The sequence below is a fragment of the Mesorhizobium sp. B2-4-1 genome, from assembly GCF_006442185.1.
Taxonomy (GTDB): Bacteria; Pseudomonadota; Alphaproteobacteria; order Rhizobiales; family Rhizobiaceae; genus Mesorhizobium.
On the sequence record NZ_VFVN01000002.1, the window covers coordinates 13707 to 29388 of the forward strand.

General features: G+C 62.5%; 17 protein-coding genes. 8 read left to right on the forward strand and 9 right to left on the reverse strand.

Annotation, left to right across the window (positions count from 1 at the left end; all coding sequences use genetic code 11):
• The first annotated feature begins 25 nt into the window (after window positions 1-25).
• From FJ949_RS04605 to FJ949_RS04625, 5 genes are read left to right on the forward strand one after another with little or no spacing between them, the layout of a single operon-like run.
• Entirely contained in the window at window positions 26-1117 is a 1092-nt protein-coding gene (locus FJ949_RS04605; RefSeq protein WP_140493604.1) for a spermidine/putrescine ABC transporter substrate-binding protein, read from the forward strand.
• A gap of 9 nt (window positions 1118-1126) precedes the next feature.
• Complete coding sequence (locus tag FJ949_RS04610; RefSeq protein WP_140493607.1) at window positions 1127-1963, forward strand: ABC transporter permease; 837 nt, start codon at window positions 1127-1129, stop codon at window positions 1961-1963.
• A gap of 1 nt (window position 1964) precedes the next feature.
• On the forward strand, window positions 1965-2747 hold the full coding sequence (locus FJ949_RS04615; protein WP_140493610.1) for an ABC transporter permease: 783 nt from the start codon (window positions 1965-1967) through the stop codon (window positions 2745-2747).
• Window positions 2744-3808, forward strand: a complete 1065-nt coding sequence (locus tag FJ949_RS04620; protein ID WP_140493613.1) for an ABC transporter ATP-binding protein — start codon at window positions 2744-2746, stop codon at window positions 3806-3808. Before FJ949_RS04615 ends, FJ949_RS04620 begins: the two co-directional genes overlap by 4 nt.
• A 2-nt stretch (window positions 3809-3810) precedes the next feature.
• Window positions 3811-4572 carry an MBL fold metallo-hydrolase gene (locus tag FJ949_RS04625; protein WP_140493617.1) on the forward strand — a complete coding sequence of 254 codons (762 nt, stop codon included), beginning with the start codon at window positions 3811-3813 and terminating at the stop codon, window positions 4570-4572.
• An 18-nt stretch (window positions 4573-4590) separates the two neighbouring features.
• Here FJ949_RS04625 and FJ949_RS30210 read toward each other — a convergent pair whose 3' ends face one another.
• The gene (locus tag FJ949_RS30210; protein ID WP_181167386.1) at window positions 4591-4755 is read right to left on the reverse strand and encodes a hypothetical protein; all 165 of its coding nucleotides are present in this window, start codon (window positions 4753-4755) and stop codon (window positions 4591-4593) included.
• Window positions 4756-5074: 319 nt separating this feature from the next.
• Between FJ949_RS30210 and FJ949_RS04630 the strand changes: the two genes are divergently transcribed.
• Window positions 5075-5848, forward strand: a complete 774-nt coding sequence (locus FJ949_RS04630) for an NAD kinase (RefSeq protein ID WP_140493621.1) — start codon at window positions 5075-5077, stop codon at window positions 5846-5848.
• Window positions 5849-6051: 203 nt separating this feature from the next.
• A complete protein-coding gene (locus tag FJ949_RS04635; RefSeq protein WP_181167385.1) occupies window positions 6052-7635 on the forward strand; it encodes a DEAD/DEAH box helicase in 1584 nt (527 codons plus the stop codon).
• A gap of 71 nt (window positions 7636-7706) precedes the next feature.
• Here the strand turns inward: FJ949_RS04635 and FJ949_RS04640 are convergent, their stop codons facing one another.
• Together FJ949_RS04640 and FJ949_RS30975 are read right to left on the reverse strand one after the other, a co-directional pair.
• Window positions 7707-8312 (reverse strand): hypothetical protein, encoded by a 606-nt coding sequence (locus FJ949_RS04640; RefSeq protein ID WP_140494984.1) that lies wholly within the window; start codon window positions 8310-8312, stop codon window positions 7707-7709.
• A gap of 155 nt (window positions 8313-8467) precedes the next feature.
• A complete protein-coding gene (locus tag FJ949_RS30975) occupies window positions 8468-8599 on the reverse strand; it encodes a hypothetical protein (RefSeq protein ID WP_263483010.1) in 132 nt (43 codons plus the stop codon).
• 54 nt (window positions 8600-8653) lie between these two features.
• Between FJ949_RS30975 and FJ949_RS04645 the strand changes: the two genes are divergently transcribed.
• The gene (locus FJ949_RS04645; RefSeq protein WP_210239750.1) at window positions 8654-9238 is read left to right on the forward strand and encodes an HXXEE domain-containing protein; all 585 of its coding nucleotides are present in this window, start codon (window positions 8654-8656) and stop codon (window positions 9236-9238) included.
• 102 nt (window positions 9239-9340) lie between these two features.
• Here the strand turns inward: FJ949_RS04645 and FJ949_RS04650 are convergent, their stop codons facing one another.
• The 6 genes from FJ949_RS04650 to FJ949_RS04675 all read right to left on the reverse strand — a co-directional run bounded on the left by FJ949_RS04650 (window position 9341) and on the right by FJ949_RS04675 (window position 15488).
• Complete coding sequence (locus FJ949_RS04650) at window positions 9341-9991, reverse strand: OmpA family protein (RefSeq protein ID WP_140493627.1); 651 nt, start codon at window positions 9989-9991, stop codon at window positions 9341-9343.
• 152 nt (window positions 9992-10143) lie between these two features.
• Window positions 10144-10512, reverse strand: coding sequence for a GFA family protein (locus FJ949_RS04655; RefSeq protein WP_140493629.1), 369 nt, complete (start codon window positions 10510-10512; stop codon window positions 10144-10146).
• Window positions 10513-10638: 126 nt separating this feature from the next.
• Window positions 10639-11010 carry a hypothetical protein gene (locus FJ949_RS04660; protein WP_140493631.1) on the reverse strand — a complete coding sequence of 124 codons (372 nt, stop codon included), beginning with the start codon at window positions 11008-11010 and terminating at the stop codon, window positions 10639-10641.
• A 308-nt stretch (window positions 11011-11318) separates the two neighbouring features.
• Entirely contained in the window at window positions 11319-11738 is a 420-nt protein-coding gene (locus tag FJ949_RS04665) for a GFA family protein (RefSeq protein WP_140493633.1), read from the reverse strand.
• A 37-nt stretch (window positions 11739-11775) separates the two neighbouring features.
• A protein-coding gene (prfB, locus tag FJ949_RS04670) for a peptide chain release factor 2 (RefSeq protein ID WP_140493636.1) occupies window positions 11776-12907 on the reverse strand; the annotation gives its coding sequence in 2 pieces (ribosomal slippage) (window positions 11776-12840 and window positions 12842-12907; 1131 coding nt in all).
• A 124-nt stretch (window positions 12908-13031) separates the two neighbouring features.
• Window positions 13032-15488, reverse strand: a complete 2457-nt coding sequence (locus FJ949_RS04675; RefSeq protein ID WP_140493638.1) for a penicillin-binding protein 1A — start codon at window positions 15486-15488, stop codon at window positions 13032-13034.
• Window positions 15489-15682: the final 194 nt, after the last annotated feature.

Here is a 15682-nt window from a genome sequence, read left to right on the forward strand (position 1 = left end):
CCACAAAGGCAAGGGAGAACACTCGATGTCCGCACGATCCGCAGCCAACAATCCGCTTTCAATCCTGAAGAGACATCTGGGCGCCGCTTGCGGCGCCACGGCGCTGGTGCTCTCAGCAGCCAGCGCCAGCCAGGCCGCCGATCTCAACGCCCTGATCTGGTGCGATCATGCCGACCCGGCGCTGCTGCAGCCCTTCGAAGAGGCCAACAACATCAAGGTCAACGTCAAGGAATTCGAGGGCACCGGCGCGGGGCTCGCCATCGTCGAACAGTCGCAACCCGGCGACTGGGACGTGATGGTGATCGACAGCATCGACGTGCCGCGCGGCGTGGAAAAAGGCCTGTTCGAGCCGCTGCCGGAGGACAAGCTGCCGTTGGGCGACCTCTTTCCGCAGGTGAAGATGGACAACTCTACCGTGGTCGGCGGCAAGCGCTACGGCATCACCGAAAAGTTCGGCTACAACACGATCGGCTTCAACAAGACCAAGGTCGACCCGGCCGACATGCAATCCTTGGCGTCGCTGACAAGCGACAAGTACAAGCGCAAGGTCGCCATCTACGATTATTACCTGCCGGTCATCGGCATGGCGGCACTCGCCATCGGCAAGAAAACGGCTGAACTCACCGAGGCCGATCTTCCCGCCCTCAAGGCCGAACTGCTCAAGATGAAGGCCAACGCCAAGCTGGTCGGCGAGGTGACCGCCAGCCAGACAGCGCTCGCCACCGGTGAAGTCGATATTCTGGTCGGCGGCGGCGAATGGGTGACGGCGGGCCTGGCCAAGGAGAACCCGCCGCTGGACTTCTCGATCCCCAAGGAGGGAGCGGTGCTGTGGTCGCAGTCGCTCGCCATGTTCAAGGACTCCAAGAACAAGGACGTGGCGCTGAAATTCATCCAGTACATCATGAGCCCGGAAGGCCAGGCGCGTCTTGCCACATCCTCCTGCTATTGGGGCATGCCGGCGAACAGCAAGGCGGCACTCACCGACGACCAGAAGAAGATCCTGCGCTTCGACGAGCAGCCCGAATTCCTTGCCCGCGCCCAGGCCTATCCGGCGCCGAACGCCGACCTCGACAAGAAGATGCAGGACATGTGGACCGAGATGCTGCAGGCGCAGTAGACGGGCGTCGTGAGCACCGCAAACAAGGCCCTGCCCTGGGCGCTGGTTACGCCGGCGCTCGGCTGGACCTTGCTGTTCTTCGTGTTGCCTTTCATTGCCATGGGGCTTTCCAGCCTGACGTCGCATGAGGGCGGCGGCTTCACATCAGCCAATTACAGCCAGTTCTTCACCAATCCTGCCTATTGGCAAGCGATGGTGAATTCGCTGGAGGTGACGGCGATCGTCACCGTGGTCTCGGTGCTGCTCGCCTATCCTTTCGCGTGGATCCTGGCCGAACAGGTGCCGGAACGCTGGCAGCGGCTGGCGCTGATGCTGGCCGTGCTGCCGTTCTGGACGTCCTATGTCGTGCGCTCCTATTCCTGGCTTCTGGTGCTGGCGCAGAACGGCGTCATCAACCGGACGCTGACCGGCATCGGCTTGACCAGCGAACCGCTGCAGCTCGCCAATACGCGCTTCGCCACCGTGACCGGCTTCGTGCATTTCTTCGTCATGCTTTTGACGCTGACGATCTTCGCCAATTTGAAGCAGCTCAGTCCGAGCTACCGCAAGGCCGCCGCTGATCTCGGCGCCGGGCCGGTGCGCACCTTCCTGCATGTCATCCTGCCGCTGACCTTGCCCGGCATCATGGTCGGCGCCTTCCTGACCTTCGTGCTGTGCATCGGCGACTACATCACGCCGCAAATCCTGGGCGGCAACAACGAGCTGGTCATGCCGCAACTGGTGATGATGCAGATCGGCCGGCGCGGCGATTTTCCGCTGGCCTCCGCCCTGTCGATTATCCTGATGGCGGTCGTGACCATCGCCTATCTCGCCTGCGCCCGCTGGCTGAAGATCGAGCGGGCCTGAGATGCGCCTGATCGTCCGAACCGCTTCCTGTCTCTACGCGATCGCCATCTATTCCTTCATTTTCCTGCCGGTGGTCGTGCTCGTGCTGTTCTCGCTGCAGGCAACCTCCTTCCCCATCCCGCCCTTCACCGGCCCGTCGCTGCGCTGGTACCAGGCCGTCCTGTCCGATACGCGGCTGACCTCGGCGCTGGTGAACTCGCTGCTGGTGGCCGTGCTTTCGTCGCTCGCGGCCGTCACGCTCGGCTTCCTCAGCGCCTGGGCGTTCGCGCGTTTCGTGCTGCCGGGTTCGGCCCTGCTGCGAGGGTTGATCACGCTACCGCTTACCGTCAGCTATCTCATCATCGGCATGGGGCTGCTGGTGCTGTTCAACTGGGCCGGCGTGCCGAAATCGCTGATGGCCGCCGGCATCGGCCATGTCGTGATCAACCTGCCGCTCTGCTTCGCCATCGTCTACAGCCAGATGGGCGACCACCAGATCAACATCGAGCGCGCCGCGCGCGATCTCGGCGCGCCGGAATGGAAAGTGCTGCTCTTGATTACTGTGCCTGTCATGGCGCCGGCCATCTTCGCCGGCTTCTTCCTGTCGATGACCTTTTCCTGGGACGAATTCGTGATCTCCTTCCTGCTGACACGCTTCGAAACCACGCTGCCGGTCGAAATCTGGAATCTGCTGCGCTCTGGCCTCAACCCCAAGACCAACGCAGTCGGCTCGCTGGTGTTCGCCGTTTCCATCGTGCTGGTGGTGCTGTTCGAATTGACATTGCTGCGGAGGAAGCCGGCATGAGCGCGCCCCTGGTCGACATCCGCGGGGTCTCGCACCGTTTCGGCCAGCTGGCGGTGCTGAAAGACGTATCGCTGCGGATCGAGCCCGGTAGCTACACCATCCTGCTCGGACCGTCGGGCTCCGGCAAGACGACGCTTTTGTCGATTTTGGGCGGCTTCGTCACACCGAGCGAAGGCAAGGTGTTCATCCGAGGCGAGGACTGCACCGCCGTTCCGCCGGCAAAGCGCCCGACAACGACGGTGTTCCAGGATTATGCGCTGTTTCCGCATATGAGCGTCGGCGGCAATGTCGGTTTTGGCCTGCGCATGCAAGGCGTCGATGGCGCGACACGCGCCGCGCGGGCGCGTGAGACGCTGGCGCTAGTCGGGCTGGATGCCGCCTTCGACAAGAAGCCGCACCAGCTCTCCGGCGGCCAGCGGCAGCGCGTAGCGCTGGCGCGCGCACTGGTGATCGAGCCCGCCGTGCTGCTGCTCGACGAGCCGCTCGGCGCGCTCGACCTCAAACTGCGCCGGCAGATGCAGGACGAATTGAAAGCGATCCAAAAGCGCGTCGGCACCGCCTTCATCCATGTCACCCACGACCAGGAAGAAGCGATGGCGCTGGCCGACCACTGCGTGGTGATGAGTGACGGCCGCATCGAGGACGAAGGGCCGCCCGAACGCGTCTATGCGCGCCCAAAGACACGCTTTTCGGCGACCTTCATGGGCGAGAGCACCATTCTTCGCGGAACGGTGGCGGAGATGATGGACAGGACAAGCACTGTCGCGACACAGGTCGGGCCGGTCTCGGCGTCCGGAGCGTTGCCGGTGGGATCGGCGGTTGCCTTGGCCATCCGGCCGGAGCACCTTGCCCTGGGCGCGACCTCAGGCGCCACAAAGCTGGGCAAGGCGCAGGTCAGCGATGTCGTTTTCCAGGGCAGCTTCAAGCGCGTGCTCGCGGTCTCCACTGAAGACGCCACGCTGCAATTCATCGCCAAACTGCCCGCGACGTCCGTCGTGCAGCCGGGCGACACGGTCTCGGTTTCCTGCGATACAGACAAGATCATCCTGCTGACGGATTGAACATGGGCATGCTTGCGGTCGTCGACGCACCTGACTGGTACGAAACCATCCGCATGGGCGACGGTGTCACGCTGATCCACGAGCCATGGATCAAACCGTTCTTCCGCTGTAATATGTGGCATGTGCGCGGTCGCGACCGCGACCTGCTGTTCGATACCGGGCTTGGCCATTTCAGCCTCAGGCGCCATGTGCCGCTGGTTAGCGAGCGCAAGCTCACCTGCGTCGCCAGCCACACGCATTTCGATCATATAGGCTGCCACCATGAATTTCCCGACCGCTGCGTGCACCGCGCCGAGGCGGAGATTCTGACCGATCCGCGCAACGAATGGACGGTGGCTGACCGCTACGCCAATGAAGAGATGTTCGATCGCCAGCCACAAGGTTGGGATACGGCGCGCTATCGCATCATGCCCGCCCCGGCGGACCGCCTGCTCGAACATGGCGATATCGTCGACCTCGGCGATCGCGCCTTCGAGGTGATCCACACGCCCGGCCATTCGCCAGGCGGTATCGCTCTGTACGAGAAGAAGACCCGCATCCTGCTTTCCGGCGACATCATCTATGACGGCCCGCTGATCGACGACGTCTACCATTCCGATATCGATGATTATTTGCAGACGCTGCTTGCCATGCGCGACCTCGACGTCTCGGTCGTGCATGGCGGCCATTTCCCGAGTTTCGGCAAGGTGCGCTATCGGCAGCTGATCGACGAGTATCTGGCACAGAAACGCCAGGCCGGCTGCCATCTGCAACCACGCTCCTAGCAATCAGCTTGTTTTGATCTACAGCGCCCTTTGCGGACAAGGCATACCGGCGGCGTCGCCGCAGCGCGAGGCAGTGGGCAAGGGCCTGAGGCTTGTTTCTTCCGAGCGGCGCACCAGTTCGGCGAAGACAAGCGCGAAGCTTCCCAGCACGACGGAGATGATGATCAGGCGTGTTACCAGCAATATGTTGGTCCCGGCTGGCGCGTGTCCCCGGAATCGGGCTCGACTCTCGAAGGATTCACGCACGATCAAAAGTGCCACAGCGTCTTTCGTATCCTGAAAGGCATAAGATCGCTGTGGGCGCCCCCACGCCACCCATGCCGGCTAACATGATCCATGGGGCTTTACGAGAGTTTAAGCCCGGCCTTAACCATCACATTGGCTCGTTCCCTGATATGATTCGCGACTGCCGGTTCGAACCGCACGTCTGCGGGCTCTCTTTGCACACAGGCCCGCCCATGCTACCCCGGCCCAGCCGCCAACCGGTCACCGTCGGGGAGCCATGAGCAAAGCCGCCAACAGCATCGCCTTCGTCTCGTCCGGCACGCCTGACGCCAAAGCGGCGCTGGAAAGCCTGTCGGCGCGCTATGGCCAGCATTCGGTCGCGGAAGCCGATGTCGTCGTGGCCCTGGGCGGCGACGGTTTCCTGCTGCAAACTTTGCGCGATACAATGGGAACCGGCAAAAAGGTCTACGGCATGAACCGTGGCACCATCGGCTTCCTGATGAACGAATATCGTTCCGGAGGTCTCGCCGAGCGCATCGCCGCCGCGGTCGCCGAAACGATCCGTCCGCTGGAGATGCAGGCCGTTACCTCGGATGGCGAAACCGTCTCGGCGCTGGCCATCAACGAAGTGGCGTTATGGCGCCAGTCCTATCAGACGGCCAAGATCCGCATCACCATAGATGACCAGGTACGGCTCGAGGAACTGAATTGCGACGGCGTGATGATCGCCACGCCGGCTGGCTCCACCGCCTACAATCTTTCGGCGCATGGGCCCATCCTGCCGCTCGACGCGCCGCTGCTGGCGCTTACCCCCGTCAGCCCGTTTCGCCCGCGCCGCTGGCGCGGCGCTTTGCTTTCCAACAAGGCAACCGTGCGCTTCGATATACTAGAGGCGGAAAAGCGGCCGGTGAACGCCGCCGCCGACCATACGGAGGTCAAGGCCGTAGCTTCCGTGACGGTGAGGGAATCTGCGACGGCGACCGCAACTTTGCTGTTCGATCCCAATCACTCCTGGAACGAACGCATACTGGCGGAACAGTTCCGTTATTGAGCCGATATTGAGCCGGCGCGCGGATAAGCGGCCGGATCAGACATAGTAATTAAGGTTACGACTTCACAATCGAGCCATTGCCGGCCGTTTGTGTTGACAAATCGCGGGCTTGCGCCTAGTTGCAGTGATGATCTTGCGGGCGCGCGGCGCCTGCCGCGACGGATGCCGTTGCGCTTCCCCGAACAGCCAAAGACAGCCAGAACTTGTCCTCAGACACCCAGACCGCTCAAGAAGCGTTGACTTTCGCGGACCTCGGCCTATCGCCGAAGGTCCTTTCCGCAGTCACCGACGCCGGCTACCTCAAGCCGACGCCGATCCAGGCCGGCGCCATTCCGCACGCGCTTCTGGGCAAGGATGTGCTTGGCATAGCACAGACCGGTACCGGCAAGACGGCCTCCTTCGTGCTGCCGATGCTGACACGACTGGAAAAGGGCCGCGCCCGCGCCCGCATGCCCCGCACGCTGATCCTGGAGCCGACCCGCGAGCTTGCGGCGCAGGTCGAGGAAAACTTCATCAAATACGGCAAGAACCACAAGCTCAACATCGCACTGCTGATCGGCGGCGTGTCGTTCGACGAACAGGACAAGAAACTGGAGCGTGGCGCCGACGTGCTCATCGCGACGCCCGGCCGCATGCTCGACCACCGCGAGCGCGGCAAGCTCTTGCTCAACGGCGTCGAGATCCTCGTCATCGACGAAGCCGATCGCATGCTCGACATGGGCTTCATTCCCGATATCGAGCGTATCTGCGAGATGATCCCCTTCACCCGGCAGACGCTGTTCTTCTCGGCGACGATGCCGCCCGAGATCACCAAGCTGACCGAAAAGTTCCTGCACGCGCCGGTGCGCGTCGAGGTTTCAAAGGCCGCCTCCGCCGCGACCAACATCATCCAGCGGCTGGTGAAGTCCGGTTCCAAACCCTGGGACAAGCGCGAGACGCTGCGCAACCTGATCAAGGCCGAGGATGCGGAGCTGAAGAACGCCATCATCTTCTGCAACCGCAAGATCGAGGTGTCGGAGCTGTTCCGCTCGCTGCTGAAATATGACTTCGACGCCGGCGCGCTGCATGGCGACATGGACCAGCGCGCGCGCATGCAGATGCTGGCCAATTTCCGCGACGGCAAGCTGCGGTATCTGGTCGCCTCCGACGTGGCCGCGCGCGGCCTCGACATTCCCGATGTCAGCCACGTCTTCAACTATGACGTCCCGATCCATGCCGAGGATTACGTCCACCGAATCGGCCGTACCGGCCGCGCCGGGCGCTCCGGAAAATCCTTCACCATCGCGACCAAGTCCGACACCAAGTACATCGACGCCATCGAACGGCTGATCGGCACCAAGATCGAGTGGCATGACGGTGACCTGTCGACGGTGGTGGCCAGCGAAGGCGAGGACGAAGCACCGCGCCGTGGCCGCGGTGCGCCGCGGCGCGCCGGCCGCAAGGACGACGACCGCAAGGACAGGGGCGAGCGCAAGAGAGGCGGACGCCAGGCCAAGCACGGCGAAGACGCGGCACCGGAAACCGTGCGCGAGGAACAGCCGGTCGCGACCGAGGAAACGGTCGCCGGCACTGGTGAGCGGCGCACGCGCAAGGACGCTATCCGCTCGGAAAATTCCGAGCGCAAGAGCTCCGCGGCGCGCAGCGAGCGACGTGCACCGGAGCGCGGCGACACCAGGCCGCAGCGCGATGACCGTCGCCCTGCCCGCAACCGAGAAGACGAAAACGACGCCACCGTTGGCTTCGGCGACGACATGCCGGCCTTCATGCGCATCGTCGCCAAGGGCTGACCGACGAGTGGTTCCAAGACAAGACGGCCATCCGGCTTGCCCTCCCGGCAAGCTCCTGGCTGGGCTGGCCGTTACATCGGCCCAGGCATCATCTTGGTCGGTTTCTCCAACATCGGAAACTCGGCCTTGTTGCATTTCACGTTCGGGTTCGTCGGACTGAACATGCCGTTCGGATTATCACCCAGCCAGGCGTGAAGATCGTAGTGGACGAACTCCCTCGGGATGAGCGGATAGTGTCCCTCCATCGGACCCATGAAGGTTTGGCCAAACAGCTTCGGTGGCTCTTTGACGTCCGGCGTCAGCGGCACAAGCCATTCCGCCCCGACCAGGCGCAGACCGTTTTTCGTCGGCTCGTAGATCAGCACATTGGGGCGCATCGGGTCGAGTTTTTGGCCGACACTTGGGACGTTGACGAAATGGATGCCCATGGCGCCTTTCGGGTAGTACATCGCTCCGGATATCTTTTCTCCGCTATAGTAGACGCAGCCGACCGTCGACAGATAAAGGTCGCGGACAGCCGCGGTGTAGTCCTCATATTTGGCGAGCGACTTTTTCAAGGCCTCGATGTCAGCTTTGTTGGCATCCTCGGCTCGAGCCGCCGCGACGCCCAACCATGCGCTTACAAGACCTGTTAAAGCGAAGACGCCGCAGCGCCCAAGGCTGGCTGTTCTTGTCATGCATTCCTCCCAGATTTTTTTGATCTGGCCGTGCAAGACCGAGGCTGAAAAAGAAAATGCTTATTGCGCGGCCAAGTGTACCGCCTCATCCCCTCCGGAACAGCGACGATGCTATTCCTTTCCATGGCTGCGGGAAAGCGGTTATTTAGGACTGGCTAATTCTCTGGCACGCCAATCTCAATCTGAGCGCGGCGGTCGCGGCCGGTGAAGCTGTTGCCGTCATCGCCGAGCGACACCACCGTTGGCTTCGGCGACGACACGCCGGCCTTCATGCGCATCGTTGCCAAGGTCTGATATCGTCGTGTGTTGCAAGGACGCGCGGCCTCGCCGAAGGTGGCGTGATGAAGCGTCTGGTGGAAGATTGGGTCTATGGTGGCGTGCTCGCCGGCCTCACCCTGTGCGTGGTGGCGATCGGGCTGGCTGCTCGATTGGAGACAGCCGAGCTCGCCGTCTTCCTGCTGATCCCGATTTACATGCTCCACCAATACGAGGAGCACGCCGAGGACCGGTTCCGGCTTTTCGTCAACAAGATGCTCGGCGGCGGGGCGCCGCTGCTTACCCGCTTCGATGTCTTTGTGATCAACGTACCGGGTGTATGGGGCATCTACTCCCTGGTTTTCACCCTCGCTGTCACGGTCAATGCCGGGATAGGGCTGATCGCCGCCTACACCACCCTGATCAACGCTTTGGTTCACGTCGCGCAGGCCATCAGGATGCGCAGCTACAACCCCGGGCTCATCACCGCAATTGTCTTGTTCGTACCCGCATCCATCTGGTCGATCCTGACGCTTTCCGGTTCGGGAACGGGCTTCCATATCCTTGGACTTGCGGTCGGGCTGCTCATTCATGGACTGATCGTTGCCCATGTCGTCCGGCGGCAGCGCCTGACCCAACGAGCGACGGTCGATAAGCCGACCTCACCGTAAGATCATGGAAGAACCCGGGGGCCGCAGGCTTGGCCGTCGGTCGCATTTTGCAAACAAAAACGGCCCCTTGCGAGGCCGTTTTTGCATTCTGATCGATGCTGCTCAGGTGAGCGGCGAAAGCTGGATCTCGACGCGACGGTTTTGAGCGCGACCCTCGGCGGTGGCATTGGACGCTACCGGACGGGTCTTGCCGAATCCCGTGACGGCGAAGCGGCGCGAATCGACGCCCTGGCCAGCCAGGTAGTTGGCGACCGCCAGCGCGCGGCGCTGCGACAGATCGAAATTATGCTGGTCGCCGCCGGTCGAATCGGTATGGCCGAACACGTCGACCGTGGTCTGCTTGAACTTCTTCAGCACCAGCGCGACCGAATTCAGCACCTGGTAGAAGCCGGGCTTCACCGCATCCTGATCGACGTTGAAGGTGATATCGGACGGCATATTGAGGATGATCTGGTCGCCGGAGCGGGTGACGCTGACGCCTGTGCCCTCCAACTGCCGGCGCAGTTCGGCTTCGTTCTGGTCCATGGTGGCGCCGATGGCGCCGCCGGCCAGCGCCCCGATGCCGGCGCCGATCAGCGCGTTGCGACGATCATTGCCGCCCGCAAGCAGGCCAAGGCTGGCGCCGGCCAAGGCGCCGAGGCCGGCACCGGCCGCCGTGTTGGAAATTTTCTGGTCGCCGGTATACGGATCGGTGGTGGTGCAGGCGCTCACCAGCACAGCCGTCGCCACGACGACGAGCACGGTCTTCTTCATAGGATTGTCCCTCTCCAAGTCACGCCTTGCGATGGCGCCAAATCAGCCCTTCGCGCGACTTGTACCATGAAATGCGGCGAAAAGCGGAACGGGAAAACACCGGCAACGGCTTTTCCCCGGGGCACGATTTTCCCGATTGGGCGTCCAGGAATCTACCAGAGATTCTTGCCGTCGATGGCCACCACTTCGACCTTGTCCAGGTCGAAATCGTCGAACAACCGCGAGTTGACGCTGATCTTGGGATTGTCGAAATCCGGCTCTCCGCTCGACCAGTCCGGTGTTTCGGTGAAGGTCCCGCAGCCGCAGGTGTCGCAAAAACCGTGCTTAACGGTCTTCGATCCCCACTGATAGAAGGAAACATTCTTCTGCGGCGTGAGGAGTTTGAACTGCGCAGGAGTGTAGTAGGCCCAAAGCGAGCCGCGTTTCGAGCAGAACGAACAAGTGCACTGCGTCAGCGTCTGCGGCGCTTGCGAAACCTCGAATATCGTCGCCTTGCAGTGGCAGCTTCCCTTGATGGTCATGGACGTCACCTCTCCCTTGTCCGCCGCCCGCAGGCAACGCAACACAAAGGAGCGGTCCTGGCAACCGTCCGTCAGCAGGCCCCCGCCCATCGCGGTCCGGGCCGGTCGCCGCTGCGCCTTTCGGGCCTAGTAGGAGCGCGGCGGCACGAACAGGCAGATCGTCTTACCCGCGTCGAGACCCGCTTGATGCGCGCACCAGTGGAATTCGCCGTCCGGGCTGTCCTTCACACGCTTATCGGTCATGGGGACAACTTCCCCCGTGCCGGCGATCACATAACCCTCGGGTTTTTCCAAAACCTCGCCCGTATGGGCCGTGCGGCAATCGTAGTTAGCGCAGCATGCGAATGGATAGCTCCAACCCAGCGGCTTCGCCGCTGTAGGCTTGGCGTCGTGGGCGAAGGCAGGCGCCATCGGCAACGCAATCGCTGCGATTGCAAGCAGGCAGAGCATGAGTCGGCCCACCGCGGCCCGAGCCGATTTTGATGGGGCAGCAGACATGGAAGCGCTCCTTTCGACGAGCATCAAGCGTTTCGCTTGCCCGTTCCTGAAACGTGTCTTCCCAGCGGCCGGATCGTCAGCAGGCATTTCTGCCGCGCCCGGCCATAGATGCTTTTGTCTCCCCTCGACCATGGATGGTGGGCCGATTTGTGAGTCGGCGCAAGAAACCACTGCATGCCGATGTCGCAGGCTGAATGCCGCGCATCGGCAACAGAAAACAGGCGCCGTCTCTTGATTGGATAGGCAGGCACAACCATGCCCAGCAGACGGGATCGCAGATAACGAGATTCAGCGAGAGAAGTTCCGGCCTATTCGCCAGCAGGTCCTGTGATCACGTGTTCGTCATACTGCGGCAGGCCGTCGCTGATCGTGTACCATGGCGCCTTGGAACCGACGAAGATATGCTCGGTCGGGCGGATGCTCGGGTTGTCGACGAGCGTTCCCATCGCGACATGGACGAAGGCGCCCTGGCGCACGACCGAATAGAGCAGCGAACCGCACCGCTTGCAGTGCGCGTCATGGCCGTTGTCGTCGCCGAAGACCAGCAACATGTCGTGGCCCTTGGTCAGGACAAACTTGGCGCGTTCGATGCCCGCGAAGGGCTTGAAAGCCGAACCTGTCGTGCGCCGGCAGTTCGAGCAATGGCAATTCGCCGCGTACAGGAACTCGTCAGCGACCTCATAGTGCACCGCGCCGCAGAAGCAATTTCCAACAAGCTTGCGAGCCATCATCCAATCCAAATGTGTGGCACTGTAGGCGCCGGCCCTAATCCAGGTCCGCCACCGCTTCCCCAGCACCACCCTCGATGCGTTGCGACAGCGAGGCTTCCATGAAGTCATCGAGGTCGCCATCGAGCACGCTCGACGGGCTGGTGCTTTCGACGCCAGTACGCAGATCCTTCACCAGCTGATAGGGCTGCAGCACGTAGGAGCGGATCTGGTGACCCCAGCCAATGTCGCTCTTCGATGCTTCGGTGGCGTTGGCGACGGCTTCGCGCTTCTTCAGCTCTTCCTCGTAAAGACGCGAGCGCAGCATCTCCCAGGCCTTTGCCCGATTTTTGTGCTGCGAGCGTTCGGCCTGGCAGGCGACCGCGATGCCGGTTGCGAGATGGGTAATGCGCACCGCCGAATCGGTGGTGTTGACGTGCTGGCCGCCTGAACCGGACGAACGATAGGTGTCGATGCGCACGTCGGATTCGGAAACGTCGATCTCGATCGTATCGTCGATGACGGGATAGACCCAGACGCTGGCGAAGGATGTGTGCCGGCGCGCGTTGCTGTCATAGGGTGAAATGCGCACCAGGCGATGGACGCCGGATTCCGTCTTCAGCCAACCATAGGCATTGTGGCCCTTGATCAGCAGCGTCGCAGACTTGATGCCGGCCTCTTCGCCGTCATGCACTTCCAGCACCTCGACCTTGAAGCGGCGGCGCTCGGCCCAGCGCGTGTACATGCGCAGCAACATCGAGGCCCAGTCCTGGCTTTCGGTGCCGCCGGCGCCTGCGTGGATTTCGAGATAGGTGTCGTTGGCGTCGGCTTCGCCCGACAGCAGCGTCTCGACCTGGCGGGCCTTCGCCTCGCCTTGCATCGAGCGGATCGCTGCCTCAGCCTCGGCAACGACGCTCTCGTCGCCCTCTTCCTCGCCGAGTTCGATCAGGCCGATATTGTCTTCCAGCGCCTGGGTCAGGCCCCTGACCGCCGCGATGCCTTCCTCGAGGCCCTGGCGCTCGCGCATCAGCTTCTGCGCTTCCAGCGGTTCGTTCCAGAGGCTGGCGTCCTCGGCGCGGACGTTGAGATATTCAAGCCGCTTTATGGCCTGATCCCAGTCAAAGATGCCTCCTCAGCAGGGTAATTGCCTGCCTGATCTCGTCGACAATATTCTGCGTTTCCGCGCGCATGGCCTGATGTTTTATCCTGTTGCTGAAAGTGACGCCTGGTCGGCGCGATACATAGGGACGGCGCCGCCGCCTGTAAAGCAAATTGGACCGGCCCAGGGCCGGCCCAATCCTGCATGCATACCCGTCAGTAGAGGCCGCCGCCGCCCGACTGGATGGCCTGGTTGGCCTGAGGCGACAGCGCGCCGCCGGAGGCATTGGACCCGTCAGCGCCCATGCCGATCACCCAATAGCTGTCGGCTGGCCCGGTGCCCGGCTTGAAGGCCTCGATGATGGTGCCGGGATCGCCCGAATTGGCCCGCATGCCGGTCTTGCGGTTGATGGCGACCAGATTCATGCCTTCGGGAACCTTGAAGTCGACATTGGGCGTGCCATCCAGCGCCACGCGCATGAAATCCTTGAAGATAGGAGCGGCGAGGCCGCCGCCGGTGGCGCCATGGCCAAGGCCGCGCGGCGTGTCGTAGCCCATATAGAGGCCGACGACGAGGTTTGGCGTGTAACCGATGAACCAGGCGTCCTTTTCGTCGTTGGTGGTGCCGGTCTTGCCGGCGATGTGGCGTCCGAGCTCGGCGATGGTGGCGCCGGTGCCGCGCTGGACGACGCCTTCCATCATCGAGGTGATCTGGTAGGCGGTCATCGGATCGAGAACCTGTTCGGAATTATCGACAAGCTCAGGTTCGGGCTGGTTCTGCCATTCGGCCGCGTTGCAGCCTTCGCAGCCGCGTTCGTCCTGCTTGAAGACGGTCTTGCCGTAGCGGTCCTGGATACGGTCGATCAAGGTCGGCTTGATCGACTTGCCGCCATTGGCCATGATCGAATAGGCCGAAACCATGCGCATCACCGTCGTCTCGCCGGAACCCAGCGCCATCGGCAAATACGGCGCCAGATGGTCATAGACGCCGAAGCGCTCGGCATATTCGACGACCAGCTTCATGCCCATGTCGTTGGCGAGGCGCACAGTCATCAGGTTGCGCGACTTTTCGATGCCGGAGCGCAGGGTTGCCGGACCGGCGACCGTGCCGTCGTAGTTCTTCGGCGTCCAGGTCGTGTTGCCGCTCTGGATGGTGATCGGCCCGTCCATGATCACCGATGCCGGCGTATAGCCATTGTCGAGCGCCGCGGAATAGACGATCGGCTTGAACGAAGAGCCGGGCTGGCGCATGGCCTGGGTGGCGCGGTTGAACTCCGACTGCGCGTAGGAGAAGCCGCCGACCATGGCCAGCACGCGGCCGGTGTGTGGATCCATGGCGATCAGGCCGCCTTCCACTTCGGGGACCTGGCGCAGGCTGTAGGCGTCGTCGGAGCCTTCGTTCTTCTGGACGAAGACGACGTCGCCCGGCTTGAGCACATCGGCCGGCGACTTGGCCCTGACCGTCTTGCCGCCGACCACATGGCGCATGGCAAAGCCCATGTCTTCCTTGCTGACGGTGCCTTCGACGCGCTCCTTGACGATGTCGCCGGACGCCTGGCGTGCCGGCTGCAAGCCAATCGACAGGCCGGATGCCGAACTGTCGAGCACGACTGCGAGCTTCCATTCGGGAACGTCTTCCAGTCCCTTCACATTGCCCAGCGGCACACCCCAGTCGCCGGACACGTCGATCGTCTTCAGCGGCCCGCGGTAGCCGCGCAGCGTGTCGTATTTGATCAAGCCGTTCTGCATCGCCTTGCGGGCGATGAGCTGGATCTTCGGGTCGAGCGTGGTGCGGACGGACAGGCCGCCTTCATAGAGCGCGTTCTCGCCGTAGCGGGCGATGATCTGGCGGCGCACCTCCTCGGTGAAGTATTCGCCGGCGAACAGATAGGTGCCGTTGCGGCGCGGTGTGACGCCGAGGGGCTCCGCCTTGGCCTTGTCGCCTTCCTCGCGCGTAACGTAGCCGTTCTCGACCATCTGGTCGATGACCCAGTTGCGGCGCTCAAGCGCGCGGTCGGCATGCTTGAAGGGGTGATAATTGTTCGGCCCCTTGGGCAGCGAGGCCAGATAGGCGGCCTCGGCCACGGTCAGCTCGTTCACCGACTTGTCGAAATAAGTGAGCGCGGCACCCGCCACGCCATAGGCGCCGAAACCGAAGAAGATTTCGTTGAGGTAGAGTTCGAGAATGCGGTCCTTGGAATAGGCCTGCTCGATGCGGAAGGCGAGGATCATTTCCTTGATCTTGCGCTCGTAGGTCTGGTCCGAGGTCAGCAGAAAATTCTTCGCCACCTGCTGGGTGATCGTCGAGGCGCCAACCTGACGCCTGCCCGAGCCGAAATTCTGCAGGTTGACGATGATAGCGCGGCCCAGGCCGGTCACGTCAATGCCGGGGTGGTTGTAGAAATTCTTGTCCTCGGCCGACAGGAAGGCCGCCTTGACGCGGTCGGGGATGGCCTGGATCGGCAAATACAGGCGCCGTTCGCGCGCGTACTCGGCCATCAGCGCGCCGTCCGAGGCATGGATTCGGGTGGTCACCGGCGGCTCGTACTTGGCCAGCACCTCATAGTCGGGCAGATCCTTGGACAAATGCCCGATATAGATGGCAACCCCCGCCGCGACCAGCAGGGCCAGCGTCGTGCCGATACCGAAGAAATAGCCAATGAGACGAATCATGCCCGCTCCAGTCCTTGGTTCGGGAATTTCCTAAACGAAGCCGCCTTCCGCGCAAGCATTCGAGCCGGTCCCAACCCGTAATGGAAAACCCATGTCGCTACCATGTGGGCAAAATACGGCAAGGCCGGATTTCGCGGCCGTGAGTCGGAAATAAAAGCGTCGGGTGTTGTCGCCGCGCAACGCTGCCTGTGGTT